The 17,658-nt window shown below is 46.2% G+C and carries 15 protein-coding genes; 8 read left to right on the top strand and 7 right to left on the bottom strand.

All coding sequences use genetic code 11. The features are described from left to right. Positions 1–4: 4 nt before the first annotated feature. Both R7190_RS23670 and trpS read left to right on the top strand, forming a co-directional pair. Entirely contained in the window at positions 5–691 is a 687-nt protein-coding gene (locus tag R7190_RS23670; protein ID WP_005382834.1) for a phosphoglycolate phosphatase, read from the top strand. 116 nt (positions 692–807) lie between these two features. Then, entirely contained in the window at positions 808–1,824 is a 1,017-nt protein-coding gene (gene trpS / locus R7190_RS23665; protein WP_005381398.1) for a tryptophan--tRNA ligase, read from the top strand. Between the two features lie 57 nt (positions 1,825–1,881). On the opposite strand, the gene R7190_RS23660 is transcribed toward trpS, so the two are convergent. After that, positions 1,882–2,256 (bottom strand): hypothetical protein, encoded by a 375-nt coding sequence (locus R7190_RS23660; RefSeq protein WP_005381401.1) that lies wholly within the window; start codon positions 2,254–2,256, stop codon positions 1,882–1,884. 543 nt (positions 2,257–2,799) lie between these two features. Here R7190_RS23660 and R7190_RS23655 point away from each other — a divergent pair. From R7190_RS23655 to R7190_RS23630, 6 genes are all read left to right on the top strand, one after another. Further along, positions 2,800–5,754: an ExeM/NucH family extracellular endonuclease gene (locus R7190_RS23655; RefSeq protein WP_186584611.1), complete on the top strand. Its 2,955-nt coding sequence runs from the start codon at positions 2,800–2,802 to the stop codon at positions 5,752–5,754. 189 nt (positions 5,755–5,943) lie between these two features. After that, a complete protein-coding gene (locus tag R7190_RS23650; RefSeq protein WP_031780782.1) occupies positions 5,944–6,531 on the top strand; it encodes an aminodeoxychorismate/anthranilate synthase component II in 588 nt (195 codons plus the stop codon). A gap of 361 nt (positions 6,532–6,892) precedes the next feature. Then, entirely contained in the window at positions 6,893–8,104 is a 1,212-nt protein-coding gene (locus tag R7190_RS23645) for an aspartate aminotransferase family protein (RefSeq protein ID WP_064354372.1), read from the top strand. Between the two features lie 109 nt (positions 8,105–8,213). Continuing rightward, entirely contained in the window at positions 8,214–9,233 is a 1,020-nt protein-coding gene (gene astA / locus R7190_RS23640; RefSeq protein WP_005381422.1) for an arginine N-succinyltransferase, read from the top strand. A 28-nt stretch (positions 9,234–9,261) separates the two neighbouring features. Continuing rightward, positions 9,262–10,719 carry a succinylglutamate-semialdehyde dehydrogenase gene (gene astD / locus R7190_RS23635; RefSeq protein ID WP_186584612.1) on the top strand — a complete coding sequence of 486 codons (1,458 nt, stop codon included), beginning with the start codon at positions 9,262–9,264 and terminating at the stop codon, positions 10,717–10,719. A gap of 248 nt (positions 10,720–10,967) precedes the next feature. Further along, positions 10,968–11,759 carry a DUF1338 domain-containing protein gene (locus tag R7190_RS23630; RefSeq protein ID WP_042523639.1) on the top strand — a complete coding sequence of 264 codons (792 nt, stop codon included), beginning with the start codon at positions 10,968–10,970 and terminating at the stop codon, positions 11,757–11,759. A 136-nt stretch (positions 11,760–11,895) separates the two neighbouring features. Here the strand turns inward: R7190_RS23630 and crp are convergent, their stop codons facing one another. The 6 genes from crp to R7190_RS23600 form a co-directional block, all read right to left on the bottom strand. After that, positions 11,896–12,528, bottom strand: a complete 633-nt coding sequence (gene crp / locus R7190_RS23625) for a cAMP-activated global transcriptional regulator CRP (protein ID WP_005381432.1) — start codon at positions 12,526–12,528, stop codon at positions 11,896–11,898. Positions 12,529–12,768: 240 nt separating this feature from the next. Beyond that, a complete protein-coding gene (locus R7190_RS23620) occupies positions 12,769–13,638 on the bottom strand; it encodes a phosphoribulokinase (protein WP_005381434.1) in 870 nt (289 codons plus the stop codon). 125 nt (positions 13,639–13,763) lie between these two features. Next, positions 13,764–13,976 (bottom strand): YheU family protein, encoded by a 213-nt coding sequence (locus tag R7190_RS23615; RefSeq protein ID WP_005381436.1) that lies wholly within the window; start codon positions 13,974–13,976, stop codon positions 13,764–13,766. 33 nt (positions 13,977–14,009) lie between these two features. Next, complete coding sequence (locus R7190_RS23610) at positions 14,010–15,017, bottom strand: hydrolase (RefSeq protein WP_085570107.1); 1,008 nt, start codon at positions 15,015–15,017, stop codon at positions 14,010–14,012. 87 nt (positions 15,018–15,104) lie between these two features. Beyond that, complete coding sequence (locus tag R7190_RS23605; RefSeq protein WP_017633738.1) at positions 15,105–15,593, bottom strand: TIGR02444 family protein; 489 nt, start codon at positions 15,591–15,593, stop codon at positions 15,105–15,107. Beyond that, positions 15,590–17,509, bottom strand: coding sequence for an ABC transporter ATP-binding protein (locus R7190_RS23600; RefSeq protein WP_085570108.1), 1,920 nt, complete (start codon positions 17,507–17,509; stop codon positions 15,590–15,592). The genes R7190_RS23605 and R7190_RS23600 overlap by 4 nt, the downstream gene beginning before the upstream one ends. Positions 17,510–17,658 lie beyond the last annotated feature (149 nt).

Below are 17,658 nucleotides of genomic sequence, written 5' to 3'. Positions count from 1 at the left end.
AGTTATGACTCAACAAGACATTAAATTCATCGCCTTCGATCTAGATGGTACTTTGCTTGATAGCGTGCCCGATCTAGCTGTCGCGGCAGACCAAGCAGTACAGGCGCTTGGCTTTCCATCGGTTTCAGAAGAACAAGTTCGTGATTACGTGGGTAACGGCGCAGACGTGCTTATTGGTCGCTCATTAAGCCAAAGCCTGACCATCAACCCGGAGCTGAGTGAAGAGCTTCGTGCTAAAGCGCGTGTATTGTTTGATGATTACTACGAGCAAAGCGGTCACAAGCTAAGTCATCTTTACCCAACGGTAAAAGAGACACTAGCAGAGCTGCACAAAGCGGGCTTTGTTATGGCATTGGTGACCAACAAACCTTCAAAGTTTGTGCCTGACGTTTTGGAAAAGCACGACATCGCAAAATACTTCGTTGATGTCCTTGGCGGTGATGCATTCCCAGAGAAAAAACCAAACCCAGTAGCATTGAACTGGTTGATGGAAAAGCACCAAATCCAACCAAGTGAAATGCTGATGGTTGGCGACTCGAAAAACGATATTCTCGCAGCAAAGAATGCAGGCTGTGCCTCATTTGGTCTGACATATGGTTACAACCACGGTGAACCTATTTCAGCATCAAATCCAGATTTCGTCGCTGACAGTTTGGCAGAATTATTGGACGTTGTAGCGGTTTCTGCATAACGGCTACAAAAGAGCTTCCAAAATACTCGTTAATGAGTACACTGAGTAAACCGTGCACCTATTACTGCACGGTTTTTTTCATTTAATTAGATTAAGAAGTCAAAGGAATCATTCTAATGAGCAAACCCATTGTATTGAGTGGTGTTCAACCTTCAGGTGAACTAAGTATCGGTAACTACTTGGGTGCTCTACGTCAATGGCAGCAGATGCAAGACGATTATGATTGCCAATATTGTGTGGTAGACCTTCACGCGATTACGGTTCGTCAGGACCCTAAAGCGCTGCATGAAGCAACTCTAGACGCACTGGCAATTTGTCTGGCAGTTGGTGTTGACCCGAAGAAGAGCACGCTATTTGTTCAGTCACATGTACCAGAGCATGCTCAATTAGGTTGGCTTCTTAACTGCTACACTCAAATGGGTGAGCTGAGCCGTATGACTCAGTTTAAAGACAAATCGGCACGTTACGCGAATGACGTAAACGTCGGTCTATTTGACTACCCGGTGTTGATGGCGGCTGACATTTTGCTTTACGGTGCACACCAAGTACCTGTAGGCAGTGACCAGAAGCAACATCTAGAATTAGCGCGCGATATCGCAACGCGTTTCAACAATATTTACTCGCCAGAGCAGCCAATCTTCCAAGTTCCAGAGCCTTACATTCCGACAGTAAATGCGCGTGTAATGAGCCTTCAAGACGCAACGAAGAAGATGTCTAAATCTGATGACAACCGTAAGAACGTTATCACGCTGCTGGAAGAGCCTAAGTCGATCCTTAAGAAGATCAACAAAGCGCAAACCGATACCGAAACGCCACCAAGTATCCGTCATGATATCGAGAACAAGGCGGGCATTGCTAACCTAATGGGTCTGTACTCCGCGGCGACAGGTATGAGCTTCGAAGAGATTGAAGCGAAGTACCAAGGCGTAGAAATGTATGGCCCATTTAAGAAAGATGTTGGTGAGGCAGTTGTAGCAATGCTTGAGCCAATTCAAGCAGAATATCACCGTATTCGCGCTGATCGTGCTTACATGGACGAGGTAATGCAGCAAGGCGCTGAGAAAGCCTCGGCACGAGCGGCTGAAACGCTTAAGAAAGCATACGAAGCAGTAGGTTTTGTAGCTCGCCCATAGTTGCTAAGAACGAATACGAAAAAGCTCCACTTTGGTGGAGCTTTTTTTATGCCTGTATTACTGAAATGGTGTGTCTTTCATACAGCGTTCCATGTCGTAATATTCAACACGTCCTCGAGCCCCTAGAAAGGCAGACTTCACAACCATGCCTCTATCAATGAAGTAACTAAGCTGTACGCATGATATATCGTAGCTGAGTTCTTTAATTCTCGCTGGAATCCAGTAGGTTCCTGGCGTTCTTAGACGCTGAGTAAAGGTAATAACACCCTCGTCACTGACTTCTAGCTCTTCAATACCATCCAGTTCATTTTTGGCTGATTCGATGATGTCTTGATTCGCCGTAGGTTGAAGTGGCTCACTGGCGGTCAACTGACACCCCGCTATCAAGCCAAGTAGGGAGAGAGCTAGCACACTGCGTTGAATTTTTTTCATTTGTCGTTCCTGGGTTTACAGCTAATGAGATCTTATTGTCTCGCGCAGGTGTTATATCTTTTGTGTATGTTTTTGGCTAGTGAGTAATGAAAAGTTATTGAATAAATCATGAAAACTTTGAAGTATGAGGGGCCTGTATAAGAGAGAACGAAGCGAGTAATAGATTCTTGGGCTTGAACAGTGATACAAGTGAAAATTAAAGCATTCTAAATTAGTGACTAATTATATTTTTTATTTGTAACGGAACGGTTGGGTTAATAAGCAACTCAACAAGTGATGTATTTTCTACTCCTTAACATGAAGTGAAAAAGTAAACTGAGTAATCAATCTAAATTCTGACTTGTTTATCAATAGCGCTCTGTATTTATTACAAAAAATGTTTGAATGGGATGCTCTGGCATATTTTCTTATATTCACATGTGATTCATTTCACGGCTTTAATTACTCATTCTTATTTATTTCATAAATAAACCTGATAGTAGACGCAAATGGCAGGCTCTAATCAGAGCTAAGTTTGCATTTACATAAATATCAGGTACGACAATGGACACGTTAATCAAACCCTCAATACTCGCATTAACCATCGCCAGTGCACTTAGTGCAAACGCGAACGCAGAGATTATTATTTCCCAATACGTAGAAGGCGGCGCTTATAATAAAGCGGTAGAGATCGCTAATACGGGTGATACTGCGGTGACACTCACTGGCTACGAGTTGGCGAAATCATCAAATGGTGGTGGTACTTGGGGCAGCACATTCGACCTTAGCCAAGTGACGCTACAAGCTAACCAAGTGTATGTACTGGCGCATGGTGACGCGAGCGACGCCATCAAAGCGGTAGCAGGTATCACAGATAAAAGCGTTGCGAACTTTAACGGTGACGACCCGATCGCACTGCTTAAAGATGGTGAAGTGCACGACATCATCGGTGTGATGGGTGACGTAGATTTTGGTAAAGACACCACATTAGTTCGTAACAGTGATGCACTAACCCCTTCTGCTACTTATGATGCATCTCAGTGGACGGCATTTGAGAAAGACAACATTGACGGCCTTGGTGAGCTAAATGCGACTGAGCCACCAGCACCATTCGCTTGTGAAGTCGACGGTCAGCAACCTAACTTCACTACCATCCAAGATATTCAAGGTGAAGGCGATACGTCTCCATTCATTGATGGTTACCCATACATTACTGACGAAGATCATTTCGTAACTGGTGTCGTGACTGCTGTTACCACTGGCCTAACCAAAGGTTTCTACCTACAAGCATTAGAAAGCGACAACAACGACAAGACCTCAGAAGGCTTGTTCATTCATACCGACGCGGCGGACACGGCGCTGAAAGCTGGTGATGTTGTTTGTGTGAAAGGTAAAGTTCAAGAGTATTACAGCAATACTCAGCTTGCTTCTGATGCTAACAGCTATGTGAAAACAGGCACCTCTGAAACCTCTCGAGTTACCGATCTTGTTATCAAAGAAGGTGAGACACTACGTGATGCGCTTGAGCGTCATGAAGGGATGCAAGTTGAGTTGACCTCGGCAAGTGACTTGTTTGTAACTCGCAACTTCTCTTACGACTACGATTCACGTCGTAACAATATGATGCTCTCTCATGAAGCGCCATTGTTAAAGCCGACTCAATTACACGCGGCAGAGAGCGATGCAGCCGTTGAGCTAGCAAAAGACAACGCAGCAAACCGCGTATACCTAGAATCAGATGGCAAAGCACCAAACGGCCAAATCCCATACTACCCAGATTTTGCTAAAGATGCAGACCAAGATGGCTCTTCAGAGCAGCACATTCGCCTTGGTTCTCGAGTAGAAGGTCTTCAGGGTGTCGTGGCTTACAGCTACAACGAATACCGCCTGATTGCGACCAATGAAGTCGATAACACCAACTTTGTGACTTCAGGTGAAGGCTTCGATGTGGCTCGTAAAGATGCCCCAGCGATTGCGGACTCAGATTTGCGTATTGCAAGCTTCAACGTACTGAACTACTTCAACTCCGTGGCTGACAGTGGCCATGAAAACCCAACCGGACAAAACCGTGGTGCGACTAACCTAGATGAGTTCCTGATCCAACAAGCGAAAATCGTTGCGGCGATGAACAAGATGGACGCTGACATCATTGGTTTGATGGAAGTGGAAAACAACGGCTTTGGTGATGGCAGTGCTATCCAAAACTTAGTTGATGCCCTAAATGCTGAGATTGATGACGCTGAAGCTCATTACACGTATGTCGAAATCGAAGAGCAAGACAAATACCAAGACGAATACTTTGGCAGTGATGCGATCATGGTGGCGATTTTATATCGTGCTAACGCAGTAACGCCAAAAGACGCTGCAAAAGTGATCATCACGCCAGAGCAGCACATTGCAGAAAACACAATTACTCGTAAAGAGGGCACAGAAAGTAACCCTGCTTACGATAAGTACCAACGCCACAGTCTACTTCAGACCTTTACGGTGAAAGAGACGGGTGAAGATTTGTCTATTGTCGTAAACCACTTTAAGTCGAAAGGCTCTGAGTGTATTGAAGAGTGGATTGCTGGTGTAGAAGATTCTGAGCCAGCGGATCTGCAAGGCAACTGTAACAACTTCCGCGTTTCTGCTGCGCACGCAGTGGGTGAAGCGTTGAAAGAGGTGAAAGGCGATGTATTGCTCATGGGCGACCTCAATGCTTATGGCATGGAAGACCCACTTCTGACACTGACTGATTACTCGAAAGAGAAATACGGCCGTGACATTTATACTGCTGCTTACACAACCATTGGTGATGGTGAACTTCAAGTAGAGAAGACCAAAATTGAAAAAGGTTACGGTCTGCACAATTTAAACACGTTGCTGCACGGCACTGATACGTTTTCTTACACCTATTCGGGCGAGCTGGGTAATTTGGACCACGCATTGGCAAGCAGCAGCCTAGCGCAAAAAGTGGTAGCAATTGAAGATTGGCACATCAACTCACTAGAGAGTAACTTGTTCGAATACAGCAGCAAGTACACAGGTGATATGCCGAAGTACAAAGATGCGTTCTCTGCCTCTGACCACGATCCAGTGATCATCGCGATTGATTTACCAGATGATGACATCGATTTACCGAAAGCAGGTGACAACTTAGCCGTCGATGTCCGTTTACCACCAACGGCGGTTGTGGGCGATATTGTTACGGTGAACTTAACGCCATCCACACAAGCGGCTGCGGCAAGCAGCGATACGAAAGCTTACTCGGCTAGCCAAACTTTAGTTCAAGCTGATATTGATGCGCGTAGCGTGAATATTGAGTTTGAACAAACGCCAGAGCAAGGTAATTATCAGTTAGAAGAGAAAGTGACTGACTCGACAGGTAATATCGTGAAGTTTAGCTCTGTTCGTGATGTTTCAATGACGCAAACTGAAGCTGGAACAGAAGGGTCGAAGGATTCAGATGGTGGTTCGTTTGGTTTTGGTGCTCTATTTGCGCTGCTAGGTCTCGGCTTATTCCGTCGTCGCCGCTAAGCGAATTTACTTCCTGACAAACAGTTCCTAAATAACTGTAAAGACCAAAGGCCAGCCTATGCTGGCCTTTTTATTCAGCAAAAACTTGCCTTTCTTGCTTGGTATAGCAAAATACCGCCCTTGATTGTCACGAACGTGGCGATTCACTACGTAAGCATTGCCAAAACGGATTGGAGCAACCGACCCTTTATGTTGTTGATCATCGATAACTACGACTCTTTTACCTACAACCTTTACCAATACTTCTGCGAGCTTGGTGCAGACGTAAAGGTGGTGCGTAACGATGAAATCGATATCCAAGGCATTGAGGCGCTCAACCCAACTCATTTGGTGATCTCGCCAGGGCCATGTACGCCGAACGAAGCAGGTATTTCACTGAAAGCGATAGAACACTTCGCTGGTAAGCTTCCAATATTGGGTGTTTGCCTTGGCCATCAAGCGATAGCGCAAGTGTTTGGGGGTGAAGTGGTACGTGCACGACAAGTGATGCACGGTAAGACCTCACCGATTCGTCATAACGGTCGTAGTGTGTTTAAAAATCTGAATAACCCACTCACGGTAACCCGTTATCACTCTCTTGTGGTGAAAAACGGTACTTTACCCGACGTGTTTGAACTGACTGCATGGACAGAACTGCCGGACGGAAGCATGGATGAAATAATGGGTTACCAACATAAAGCCTTGCCAATTGATGCGGTGCAGTTCCACCCAGAATCAATCAAAACTGAGCAAGGTCACGAGTTGCTTGCGAACTTTTTAGCACGCAAAGCGATCTGATCGCGATCACTTTTCTTAACAAATCATTCATCTTTTTGCTGAGGTGAGCAGATTGCAAAACTATGCGATTCTCTCGAGTCTCTTTGTCTATTCATGTCTTTTTAAACCTTCTATCCCCTGTATTACATAACATTTATAAAAAATCACTTCTCTATTTTACTTTCTTGATGCATAAATAGTCATAAGCAGTGATTAATGGAAGTTGCTTTCGAGAACGAAAAGAATAAATCACTATTGAAATGGTTAATTAAATGTAAATACAATGCCGCAATAGCTTAAATGCAAAACATTATTTGCTGGCAAAGAGAGCCGGTTAAATTCGCTTATCTGCTACGCATGCGGTATCAAGAAGGAATGTGCAATGACAACGGAAATTAAAGTAGAGCGCGGTTTATTCGATGAGGTAATGGTACCTTGCTATAACCCGATGGAAATGATCCCTGTTAAAGGTAAAGGTTCACGTGTTTGGGATCAGGAAGGTAATGAATACATCGACTTTGCTGGTGGTATTGCAGTGAGCTGTCTTGGCCATTGTCATCCAGTAATGGTAAACGCACTAACAGAGCAAGCTAACAAGCTTTGGCACTTAAGTAACGTTATGACGAACGAACCAGCCCTTCGTCTGGCGAAAAAGCTAACAGAAGTGAGTTTTGCTGAGCGTGTGTTCTTTGCTAACTCTGGCGCAGAAGCAAACGAAGCCGCTTTGAAGCTGGCACGTCGTTATGCAGCAGACGTTCATGGTACTGAGAAATCTGAAATCATTGCATTCAAACAAGGTTTCCACGGTCGTACATTCTTTACCGTAACGGTTGGTGGCCAAGCGGCATACTCTGACGGCTTCGGTCCTAAGCCAGGCGACGTGACACACCTTCCTTACAACGATATCGAAGCTTTACAAGCACACATGTCTGATCGTACTTGTGCGGTCATGATGGAGCCATTACAAGGTGAAGGCGGCATCGTGCCACCAACGCCTGAGTTCGCTCAAGCGGTTCGCGAGCTGTGTGACAAACACAACGCCTTACTGATCTTCGATGAAGTGCAAACTGGTAATGGCCGAACAGGTAACTTCTACGCTTACCAAGGTTTAGGTATCACGCCAGATATTCTAAGTACTGCGAAATCACTTGGTGGCGGTTTCCCAATCGGTGCAATGCTAACGACAGCAAAATTGGCAGAGCACATGAAAGTGGGCACTCACGGTTCTACATATGGCGGTAACCCACTAGCGTGTGCGGTTGCAGAAGCGGTTGTAAATGAAGTCACTAAGCCAGAGGTGTTGGCTGGTGTACTAGAACGCGAAGCAATGTTCCGTGAAGGTCTAGAGAAGATCAACGCGAAGTACAACATCTTCTCAGAAGTGCGCGGTCAAGGCCTATTACTTGGCGCTGCACTAAATGAAGAATGGCAAGGCCGTGCGCGTGACGTGCTGGTTGCTGCAGGTAAACAAGGTCTCATGGTATTGGTTGCGGGTGCCAATGTCGTACGTTTCACACCATCACTCGTTATCACACAACAAGAAATTGAAGAAGGCTTGGCGAAACTGGATAAAGCGATCGCGACTTTAGTTTAAGCGCGATATCAGTTTAAACGTCAACGCAGACACCCCCGTCAAGGATCTCTGATGGGGGAATTGTTCCTACAATATAGTTAGGATCTTCTTGCATCTGGAGGGAGTATTGATGCTAGTAGTTCGCCCTATCGCGATGTCGGATTACGACGCACTGCACACTTGTGCGGTGGAGTCTGGTCACGGATTTACATCTCTACCGGTTAACGAAGAACTGTTAACCAATCGAATCAAACATTCAGAGTACAGCTTTGGTAAGCCAGATGTGGCAGAACCAGGCGATGAAGGCTACCTGATGGTTGGCTTTGACTCTGAAACGGGTGAGGTTGCGGGTACCACCGGAATCGAAGCATCTATCGGCTGGGATGTCCCATTTTACTCATATCACATTAGTAAAGTTGTGCACTCGTCGCCAAAGCTTGGCGTTAACAACGTCGTTAAACTGCTTACTTTTGGTAATAACTACACGGGTAACAGCGAAATTTGTACCTTGTTCTTGCGTGAGAAATTCCGCCAAGGTCTGAATGGTCGTCTAATGTCGAAGTGTCGTTTCCTAATGATGGCAGAGCACCCAGAGCGCTTCTCTGAAACGATCTTTGCGGAGATGCGTGGCGTTTCAGACGACGAGGGTAATTCACCATTCTGGCAATGGCTTCAAGAGCATTTCTTCTCTATCGATTTCACTCTTGCAGATTACCTGACAGGTATCGGCAAGAAAGGCTTTATCGCCGACTTGATGCCGAAACTGCCTATTTACATCAATCTGCTCAGCCCAGAAGCGCAAGCCGTGATTGGTCAAGTACATGACAACACGCGTCCAGCGCTGAAGCTGCTTGAGCGTGAAGGTTTTACCAACCGAGGCTACGTCGACATCTTCGACGGTGGCCCAACGGTTGAGTGTGATCTGCGTAATATTGAGTCGGTACGTCATTCATTCCGTGCGCAAGTCAAAATCTCTGAACATTCCAGCACACAAGACTTCTTGATGTGTAATTCATCTTTCGAGAACTTCCGTGCGACAGTCACTAAAGCGGCGTATGACGCAGAAACACAAAGCGTGATGATTGCACCAGACGTTGCGGATGCACTTTCGGTTGAAGAAGGGGATTTCGTTCGCCTTCTTCCGCAGTAACAGACGACAGAATTTAAGGATAGAAACAATGACACATTGGATTGCAGGTGAGTGGGTACAAGGTCAGGGTGAAGCATTTACGTCTCTGTCGCCGTACAACCAAGAAGTAATCTGGCAAGGCAAAGGTGCAACGGCAGAGCAGGTGAACCAGGCGGTATCTGCAGCGCGTGAAGCGTTTATTGACTGGAAAAAGCGTCCATTTGCAGAGCGTGAGGCGATCGTGTTGGCTTTTGCTGAGAAAGTAAAAGAGAACAGCGAAAAAATCGCTGAAGTGATTGCCAAAGAAACCGGCAAGCCAATCTGGGAAACACGTACCGAAGCGGCAGCGATGGCAGGAAAAATTGCGATTTCTATTCGCGCTTATCATGACCGCACTGGTGAGGCGAGCCGTGAAGCAGCAGGCAACCAAATCGTATTGCGCCACCGCCCATTGGGCGTGATGGCGGTGTTTGGTCCTTACAACTTCCCAGGCCACCTACCAAATGGTCACATTGTGCCTGCGCTATTGGCTGGTAACACGGTAGTCTTCAAACCGTCTGAGCAAACGCCATGGACGGGTGAATTGGCAATGAAGCTATGGGAAGAAGCCGGTCTGCCGAAAGGCGTGATTAACCTTGTCCAAGGCGCGAAAGAAACTGGTATCGCCCTCGCTGACGCAAAAGGCATTGATGGCGTACTGTTTACGGGTAGCGCGAATACGGGGCATGTATTACACCGTCAATTTGCGGGTCAACCAGGCAAGATGCTCGCACTAGAAATGGGTGGTAATAACCCGATGGTGATCTCTGATAAATATGGTGATTTGGATGCCACGGTTTACACCATCATCCAGTCAGCGTTTATCAGTGCTGGGCAGCGTTGTACGTGTGCTCGTCGTTTGTATGTGCCATTGGGTGAAAAAGGCGATGCGCTTATCACCAAGCTCGTTGAAGCGACACGCAATATTCGCGTAGACCAACCATTTGCAGAACCTGCGCCATTTATGGGACCGCAAATTTCGGTCGTGGCAGCCAAGTTTATTCTTGATGCACAAGCTAATCTACAGTCTCTTGGCGGTGAAAGCTTGATTGAAGCGAAAGCAGGAGAGGCGGCGTTTGTTTCTCCTGGCATCATTGATGTAACGAACATTGCTGAGTTACCAGATGAAGAATACTTCGGCCCACTTCTGCAAGTGGTGCGTTACGAAGGGTTAGACAAAGCCGTGGCGCTAGCAAACGATACGCGCTTTGGCTTATCTGCTGGTTTGGTCTCAACCGACGACCAAGAATGGGAATACTTCGTTGACCACATTCGTGCAGGTATCGTGAACCGTAACCGCCAGCTCACTGGTGCAAGCGGTGATGCGCCATTTGGTGGTCCGGGGGCGTCGGGTAACTTGCGCCCAAGCGCTTACTACGCAGCAGATTACTGTGCGTACCCAATGGCATCAATGGAAGGTCAAGAGACTGTCTTGCCTGCAACATTGAGTCCAGGTGTAGCGCTATAAGTTTTAATAATAGAGTCGCAACTATGCATTGCGGCTCACCTTGCCGGCGCATCATTTAGGTATGGGTTGTAGTGATCGTTGGCAGAACACGAAAAGTGAGCAAAGACTCGGAAAAGCGTGTTGACTGACTGGCATTTACCGTCACAGGTTGATGGTTGCTCGTTCATTATTCTGGACAACTTTTGTTGTGAACGAGCAGCCAACTTCCGCTTACCTTTAAACTCTACATCTCGTAACAAGGAGTCGTTATGACGCCCGATGTGTTATTTGAATCGCTATGGCAAGATTACATTCAACGTCTTTGCCCTTCGGCGGCTAAAGTGCATCAGCTGCTTCAAGAAGATGAGCCTCTGATTAATGATCATATAGCTTTACGTACCTTCAATATCGCGCCTCTTGGTATTGAAACTCTAGCTAAGCCATTTGTAGCTATTGGTTACAAGGCGTGTGGTGATTACGTTTTCGAAAGCAAAAAGCTGGTTGCTAAGCACTATGAGCACCCAGATCCGAAGCAACCTAAAGTATTTATTAGTGAGCTAAAAGTTGAAGAGTGCTCGCCTGAGCTACAAGAGATTGTGAAAAATTTGGTGGCACAAGTCGATGCTGACAAGCTGAACGATAGCGCATTCTTACATGGTGGACGCTTGTGGGATTTAAGCTTTGCTGATTACCAAACGTTGGCTAAAGAAAGTGAGTACGCATCTTGGCTTGCGGCGCATGGTTACGGAGCAAACCACTTCACGGTGAGCGTTAACCAACTCAATGAATATGAAGAAGTGAAGCAGGTAAACGATCATCTGCGTACCGCTGGGTTTACCATTAATGAAAATGGTGGTGAAGTGAAGGGCACTCCTGAGGTGTTGCTAGAGCAGTCATCGACCATGGCAGATAAAGTAGCGGTTCGTTTTAGCGAAGGCACTGAAATTATCCCTGGCGGGTTTTATGAATTTGCTAAGCGCTATCCGATGGAAAATGGTGATTTGTACCCAGGTTTCGTGGCCGCTTCAGCTGACAAAATCTTTGAAAGTACGAATGGCTAAGTTTTAGGGTTAACCTGTTAAGCTTACTCATTAGTGTTCGCTGCACCCTATCTTATTTGGTCATGAGTAAATAAAAAGCCACCAATGTTGCCATTGGTGGCTTTTATAATTTTGTTCGTGTCACTCTAGTTTGAGATTAACGAGTACCGTAAACCACGATGGTTTTACCGTGAGCAGAGATTAGGTTCTGCTCTTCTAGCATCTTCAAAATACGACCTACTGTCTCACGAGAACAGCCAACAATTTGACCGATTTCTTGACGAGTGATCTTGATTTGCATGCCGTCTGGGTGAGTCATTGCGTCTGGTTGTTTTGCAAGGTTCAGAAGCGTCTGAGCGATACGACCAGTTACGTCTAGGAACGCCAGGTCACCCACTTTTTGGCTAGTTACTTGAAGACGACGAGCCATCTGCGCAGAAAGACGCATTAGGATGTCTGGGTTTACTTGGATAAGCTGACGGAACTTCTTGAAAGAAATTTCAGCAACTTCACAAGGAGATTTAGCACGAACCCAAGCTGTGCGCTCTTGGTCTTCCTCGAATAGACCAAGTTCACCAATAAAGTCTCCTTGGTTTAGGTAAGAAAGGATCATCTCCTTACCTTCTTCGTCTTTGATAAGAACCGCAACAGAACCTTTAACGATGTAGTACAAAGTTTCTGCCTTTTCGCCCGCGTGAATTAGCGTGCTCTTTGAAGGGTACTTATGAATATGACAGTGTGAAAGAAACCACTCTAATGTTGGGTCGGTTTGAGGTTTACCTAGAACCATAATATCTCACTTCCTCTGCAGGGTACGCTTGCGCTATCCATATTTTAGCTAAGCCTGAATTAGGCCTACTAGAATAAGAGCACTTTTTATATGCTGCAAGCTCTCTTGTGTTTCGGTAAGAAATAGTATCCTTTTTCGAAAACGATTTCTTGATTTTAATCGTGCCATGATTGAGATTTTGTAAGCAAAACTGTGCACATGATCACGGTATGAAAAGTAAACATCTTCGCAGGCAGGTTTTTAGCCAATTTTCCCTGTTTCGATGAGCTGTTGTAGGATAGGCCGAACTATGAGCTCCATTGCAAAGCTCATCTTACCGCCGGGTACGACAATCGTGTTGTGGCGTGACATGAATGAGCCATCAATCATGGCCAGCAGATATGGGAAGTCGACATTCTTGATACCGCGTAGGCGAATCACCACAAAACTCTCATCCAAACTAGGGATGCCTTTTGCATTAAGTGGGTTGGAAGTATCAACGGTCGGTACGCGCTGGAAGTTGATGTGAGTACGAGAAAACTGCGGAGTGATATAGTTGAGGTAATCGTCCATGGATCGCACGATTGAGTCCATTACCGCTTCACGCGAATGGCCGCGATCGCGAGTGTCACGTACGAATTTTTGTATCCACTCTAAGTTCACAATCGGCACCATGCCGATTAAGAAATCCACATGTTGAGCAACATTAACATCGCCATCGACCACGCCACCATGTAACCCTTCATAAAACAGAACGTCGCTGTTTTCGGGTAAGTCTTGCCACGGTGTAAACGTGCCTGGCATTTGATTGTAGGGAACCGCTTCGTCAAACGTGTGCAGATAACGGCGCACGCTGCCAGTGCCGTCATGCCCGAACTTACGGAAAAACTCTTCTAATCCCGGGAAGTCATTAGCTTGTGGGCCAAAGTAGCTAATGTGTCGACCTTGCTCGCGGGCTTTGCGGATTTCGATGTCCATTTCTGGGCGAGTAAAGCGATGGAAGCTATCGCCTTCAACCCATGCGGGTTTAACGTTCATCATATTGAACATTTTACGGAAGGCTTCAGATGTAGTGGTCGTGCCGGCACCGGACGAACCAGTAACCGCAATAATTGGGTGTTTAGCTGACATGACAAACCTTGTCGAAAATTACTTACCTGTAATGTGCAGTAGAGTTACTACTGCACGGTCGATATCCCACTATAGCACGTAACAATACCTTGTCATCGAGTGGGATACGGTAAAATGTGAAGGGTCTAAAATTTTGTTTTATGCTGAATATCGACGGTTTCGTGTAGCTCAGAGAACACGATAACCGCTTCACCTTTTTCCAATTGAGCTTTAACTTGATCAATTTTGTCATGCAAAGAAACCTCGACGGTTCCGTAATCCGTTCCTTCGCGTAAGACGAATTCACGAATTAAGTTTTCCAATGTTTCCGGCGCAATGTCTTGCCATGGAATGATCATAAATACCTCTAACTTTTATGATGAGCGGCTAGTTTACTGCGTTCGTTGCTTGGATACAGCAGAAAGGTAATCTGCGGCGATACTTTCGTAATACGCGGGCAGCGCTTCCTCCAACCAAAACTTAGGTTTTAACGCCGTTCCTGTCAGGAAGCCAACATGGCCACCGTGCTCAAAGAGACGGTAATCAATATTATCTGGCAGAACAAACTTCGGTATCACATCATCGGTCATGAACGGATCGTCTTTGGCATGGATGATCAGTGTGGGTAGCGTGATTTGCTGTAGTTTACTTAAGCCAGAGCATTGGTCGTAATAATCTTGTGCGTCTTTAAAGCCATGCAATGGTGCGGTAATCAAATCATCGAATTCATACAGCCGTGTGACACGTTTGATTGAGTTGTAGGACAGCGCCAGCTCGCCATGCAGTAGATGATGCTTTTGTAACGCGTTACGTTTCAGTGAAGAAAGCAGATAACGGCGATACACTTTTGAAAAGCCTTGTTCTATACGGTTCGCACACGCCGCTAGGTCTAAAGGCGCTGAGATAATAGTCGCTGCATTCAAAATAGGGTGGTCTTTATATTGGGCTAAATAATTCGCCAACATGTTACCGCCAAGAGAAATACCAACCGCAACCTTGGGGTTATCAGGAAAGCGTTGCTCAAGGTGCTCTAAGAAGTGGAGGGCGTCAGTCACTTCACCAGAATGATAGGCGCGAGCTTTCTTGTTTGGCTTACCGCTACAACCGCGGAAATGCATCATCACCGACAGCCATCCAGATTGAGCAAATGCATTCATTAGCCCATTGGCATAAGGGCTATAGAAGCACCCCTCTAATCCATGAAATAAAACAAAAATCGGCTTTTTTTGTGCAGGCTCTTGGGTTGGGTCCTCGCTCCACGCGAGATCGAGAAAGTCGCCATCGGATGTATCGAGGGTTTGCCAAATCGGCGTAAACAACGCTTTTTTGCGAATAAAACGCGGCAAAAGCGTTTGGAGATGCGGGTTTTTGATCCCGGCGGCTGCGAAAAATTGTGTCATACCTAACTGCTCTTATGCGGTCCTTCGGTGTCCGTTGAAGAACTTATTAATATAATCCTTTATAAAGATTATAGGTATTCTACAGATTTATGGGCGTTTTGGTGGTTGAATGTTTGGCACCGGAATAGCAAAGGCTTGCTGCAAATGTTCCCCACCGAGTTGACGACAGTATCTCAACGTCAGTGGGTCATCATCATTTTTGAGTAGTGCAAGTGAGTTAATGCAGTCCACCAAATCCGCTTGTTGCTGCTTTTCTAGTTGCAGCTCAAACTGCAAGGTCTCACGATACAAAGCGTCATTGACTTGAGACTTAAGGTGGCGACGAAGGTCGCGAAAGGAGTGAAGTAAAGTTTCGCTCCTACCTAGACAGTCTTGCACCAAGGGCCAGTCTTTTTCTTGGAAAATGAGTTGCTGCTCATCGAGCCATCTGAGCAGCAGGAGTAGGTTCACGTTGCCGTGATAATTGTTCTGCAATGATAAACACGCTTCTTTCACTTCTCGCACACCATAAAACTGCAGACTGAACTGCCAAAGGTGTTCTAGGGTGAGTGTGTATTCAGCGTGTTGATTACTCATTGATTAAACTCTAGCTCCATCTGCTCCAGTTCTTCCTGAGCAGACATCCATTCCATTTCAATTTCTTCGAGCTCAGCTTTACTGGAAGCTTGAAGTGCCAGTACTTGGTTAAGTTTAGCTTTATTTTCGGCCGCATACAGTGAGTTGTCCGCCAATTGTTCTTCAGCTTCGGCCAGTGCAGCACCTAACTTATCCATTTTATTTTCTAGTTGTGTCAGCGTTTTGCGAATTGGCGCTGTCTGTTTTCGAAACTCTGCATCGCGACGTTTTTGCTCTTTCTTCGCAGCTGCGCTGTTGGCCGTATCTTTGCTTGGCTGCGCAGCCTGCGCTTCTTTGCGTTCCGCTCTTTGTTGTTCGGTTAACCATTTATAATAGTCATTTAAATCACCGTCGAACGGAGCAACTTGTCTATCATGCACTAAATACAAGTCATCGGTCGTAGCGCGCAGTAAATAGCGGTCGTGCGAAACAATCACCATCGCACCTTCGAATGTTTGCAGTGCCATCGTAAGTGCTTGGCGCATGTCCAAGTCTAAGTGGTTGGTCGGTTCATCAAGTAGCAACAGGTTTGGCTTTTGCCACACAATTAAAGCCAATACCAAACGGGCTTTTTCGCCACCAGAAAACGGCGCAACTTTTTCTAGTGCTTTGTCACCTTGGAAGCCAAAGCTACCTAGGTAATCACGTAGCTGCTGTTCGGTTTGATCGGGTGCGATTTGCATCATGTGTTGCAGCGGCGTTTCTTCAGGATGAAGCGTTTCTAACTGGTGCTGAGCGAAGTAACCAATTTTCACGCCTTGTGAGTAAGTTAGGTCACCACCTTGCGCGTTAAGTTCACCAGAGAGCAGCTTGATTAAGGTCGATTTACCCGCACCATTACGGCCGAGTAGACCAATACGACTGCCAGGAACCAAGTTTAAGCGGATCTTCTCTAAGATGAGGTTGTCACCGTAACCTGCAGATACTTCATCCATCATCATGATTGGGTTTGGCAGCGCAGCTGGCTCACGGAATTGAAAGCTAAATGGGTTATCGAATTGAGCTGGCAGTACTTTTTCCATGCGCTCCAAAGCTTTGATACGGCTTTGGGCTTGGCGTGCTTTTGATGCTTTGTAACGGAAGCGGTCGATGTAGCTTTGCATGTGCGACATCTGCTTCTGTTGCTTTTCAAACATCGCTTGTTGCAACACCATCTTTTGTGCGCGTTGGTTTTCGAATGACGAGTAGTTACCCGTGTATTCGTTCAGCTGCTGATTCTCGATGTGAATGATGCGACCAACAATTGGATCAAGGAAGTCTCGGTCGTGCGAGATCAGAATCAGCGTGCCAGGGTAGTTTTGTAGCCAACGCTCTAACCACATTACCGCGTCCAAATCCAAGTGGTTGGTTGGTTCGTCGAGTAGCAGTAGATCAGAACGACACAATAGCGCTTGAGCCAAGTTAAGACGCATACGCCAACCACCCGAGAATTGGGTCAAACTCCAACTCATTTGCTCTTGGCTGAACCCTAAACCATCGAGCAGTTCTGCCGCGCGAGCGCGAATGCTGTAACCACCAATGGTTTCAATTTTACCGTGTATCTCGGCAACTAGGGTTCCGTTGTCTTGTGTTTCTGCTTCAGCTAACTGCTTTTCGAGAGCGCGGTACTCGCGATCACCATCAATGACGTATTCCAGTGCAGTGCGCTCTAGCGCAGGCGTTTCCTGTGCGACCCAGGCCAGCTCCCAGTGTTGAGGTTGGCTAAATGAGCCAGCATCAATTGACAGTTCATCTTTCAGTAGGGCAAACAGCGTTGATTTACCGCAGCCGTTTTTGCCCACAAGACCGACTTTATCGCCAGGGTGAATAGTCGCAGAAGCTTGGTCTAAAAGAGGTTTACCGCCACGCAGTAACTGAATATCAGAGAAGGTAATCATAAAGTTTTCATTCACTTTGCGCAGTGCGCGTTGCTTGGTTACATAGCGAAGTGGTTTCAATCGTTTTTAAAGCCACTTGGGTATATATCTAGCGGTGAATAGTAGGGGTATTGGCCGGAAAAGTCGATTGATTCGCTTTAATTGCATTA

The sequence above is a fragment of the Vibrio sp. 1078-1 genome (assembly GCF_033340475.1).
The sequence above is the reverse complement of the archived record's forward strand: the minus strand, read 5'-3'. Positions and strand labels throughout refer to the sequence as shown.

Bases quoted from the DNA above. Each gene is read 5' to 3' on its own strand.
- R7190_RS23670 (WP_005382834.1), top strand. From the start codon at position 5: ATGACTCAACAAGACATTAAATTCATCGCCTTCGATCTAGATGGTACT.
- trpS (WP_005381398.1), top strand. From the start codon at position 808: ATGAGCAAACCCATTGTATTGAGTGGTGTTCAACCTTCAGGTGAACTA.
- R7190_RS23660 (WP_005381401.1), bottom strand. From the start codon at position 2,256: ATGAAAAAAATTCAACGCAGTGTGCTAGCTCTCTCCCTACTTGGCTTG.
- R7190_RS23655 (WP_186584611.1), top strand. From the start codon at position 2,800: ATGGACACGTTAATCAAACCCTCAATACTCGCATTAACCATCGCCAGT.
- R7190_RS23650 (WP_031780782.1), top strand. From the start codon at position 5,944: ATGTTGTTGATCATCGATAACTACGACTCTTTTACCTACAACCTTTAC.
- R7190_RS23645 (WP_064354372.1), top strand. From the start codon at position 6,893: ATGACAACGGAAATTAAAGTAGAGCGCGGTTTATTCGATGAGGTAATG.
- astA (WP_005381422.1), top strand. From the start codon at position 8,214: ATGCTAGTAGTTCGCCCTATCGCGATGTCGGATTACGACGCACTGCAC.
- astD (WP_186584612.1), top strand. From the start codon at position 9,262: ATGACACATTGGATTGCAGGTGAGTGGGTACAAGGTCAGGGTGAAGCA.
- R7190_RS23630 (WP_042523639.1), top strand. From the start codon at position 10,968: ATGACGCCCGATGTGTTATTTGAATCGCTATGGCAAGATTACATTCAA.
- crp (WP_005381432.1), bottom strand. From the start codon at position 12,528: ATGGTTCTAGGTAAACCTCAAACCGACCCAACATTAGAGTGGTTTCTT.
- R7190_RS23620 (WP_005381434.1), bottom strand. From the start codon at position 13,638: ATGTCAGCTAAACACCCAATTATTGCGGTTACTGGTTCGTCCGGTGCC.
- R7190_RS23615 (WP_005381436.1), bottom strand. From the start codon at position 13,976: ATGATCATTCCATGGCAAGACATTGCGCCGGAAACATTGGAAAACTTA.
- R7190_RS23610 (WP_085570107.1), bottom strand. From the start codon at position 15,017: ATGACACAATTTTTCGCAGCCGCCGGGATCAAAAACCCGCATCTCCAA.
- R7190_RS23605 (WP_017633738.1), bottom strand. From the start codon at position 15,593: ATGAGTAATCAACACGCTGAATACACACTCACCCTAGAACACCTTTGG.
- R7190_RS23600 (WP_085570108.1), bottom strand. From the start codon at position 17,509: ATGATTACCTTCTCTGATATTCAGTTACTGCGTGGCGGTAAACCTCTT.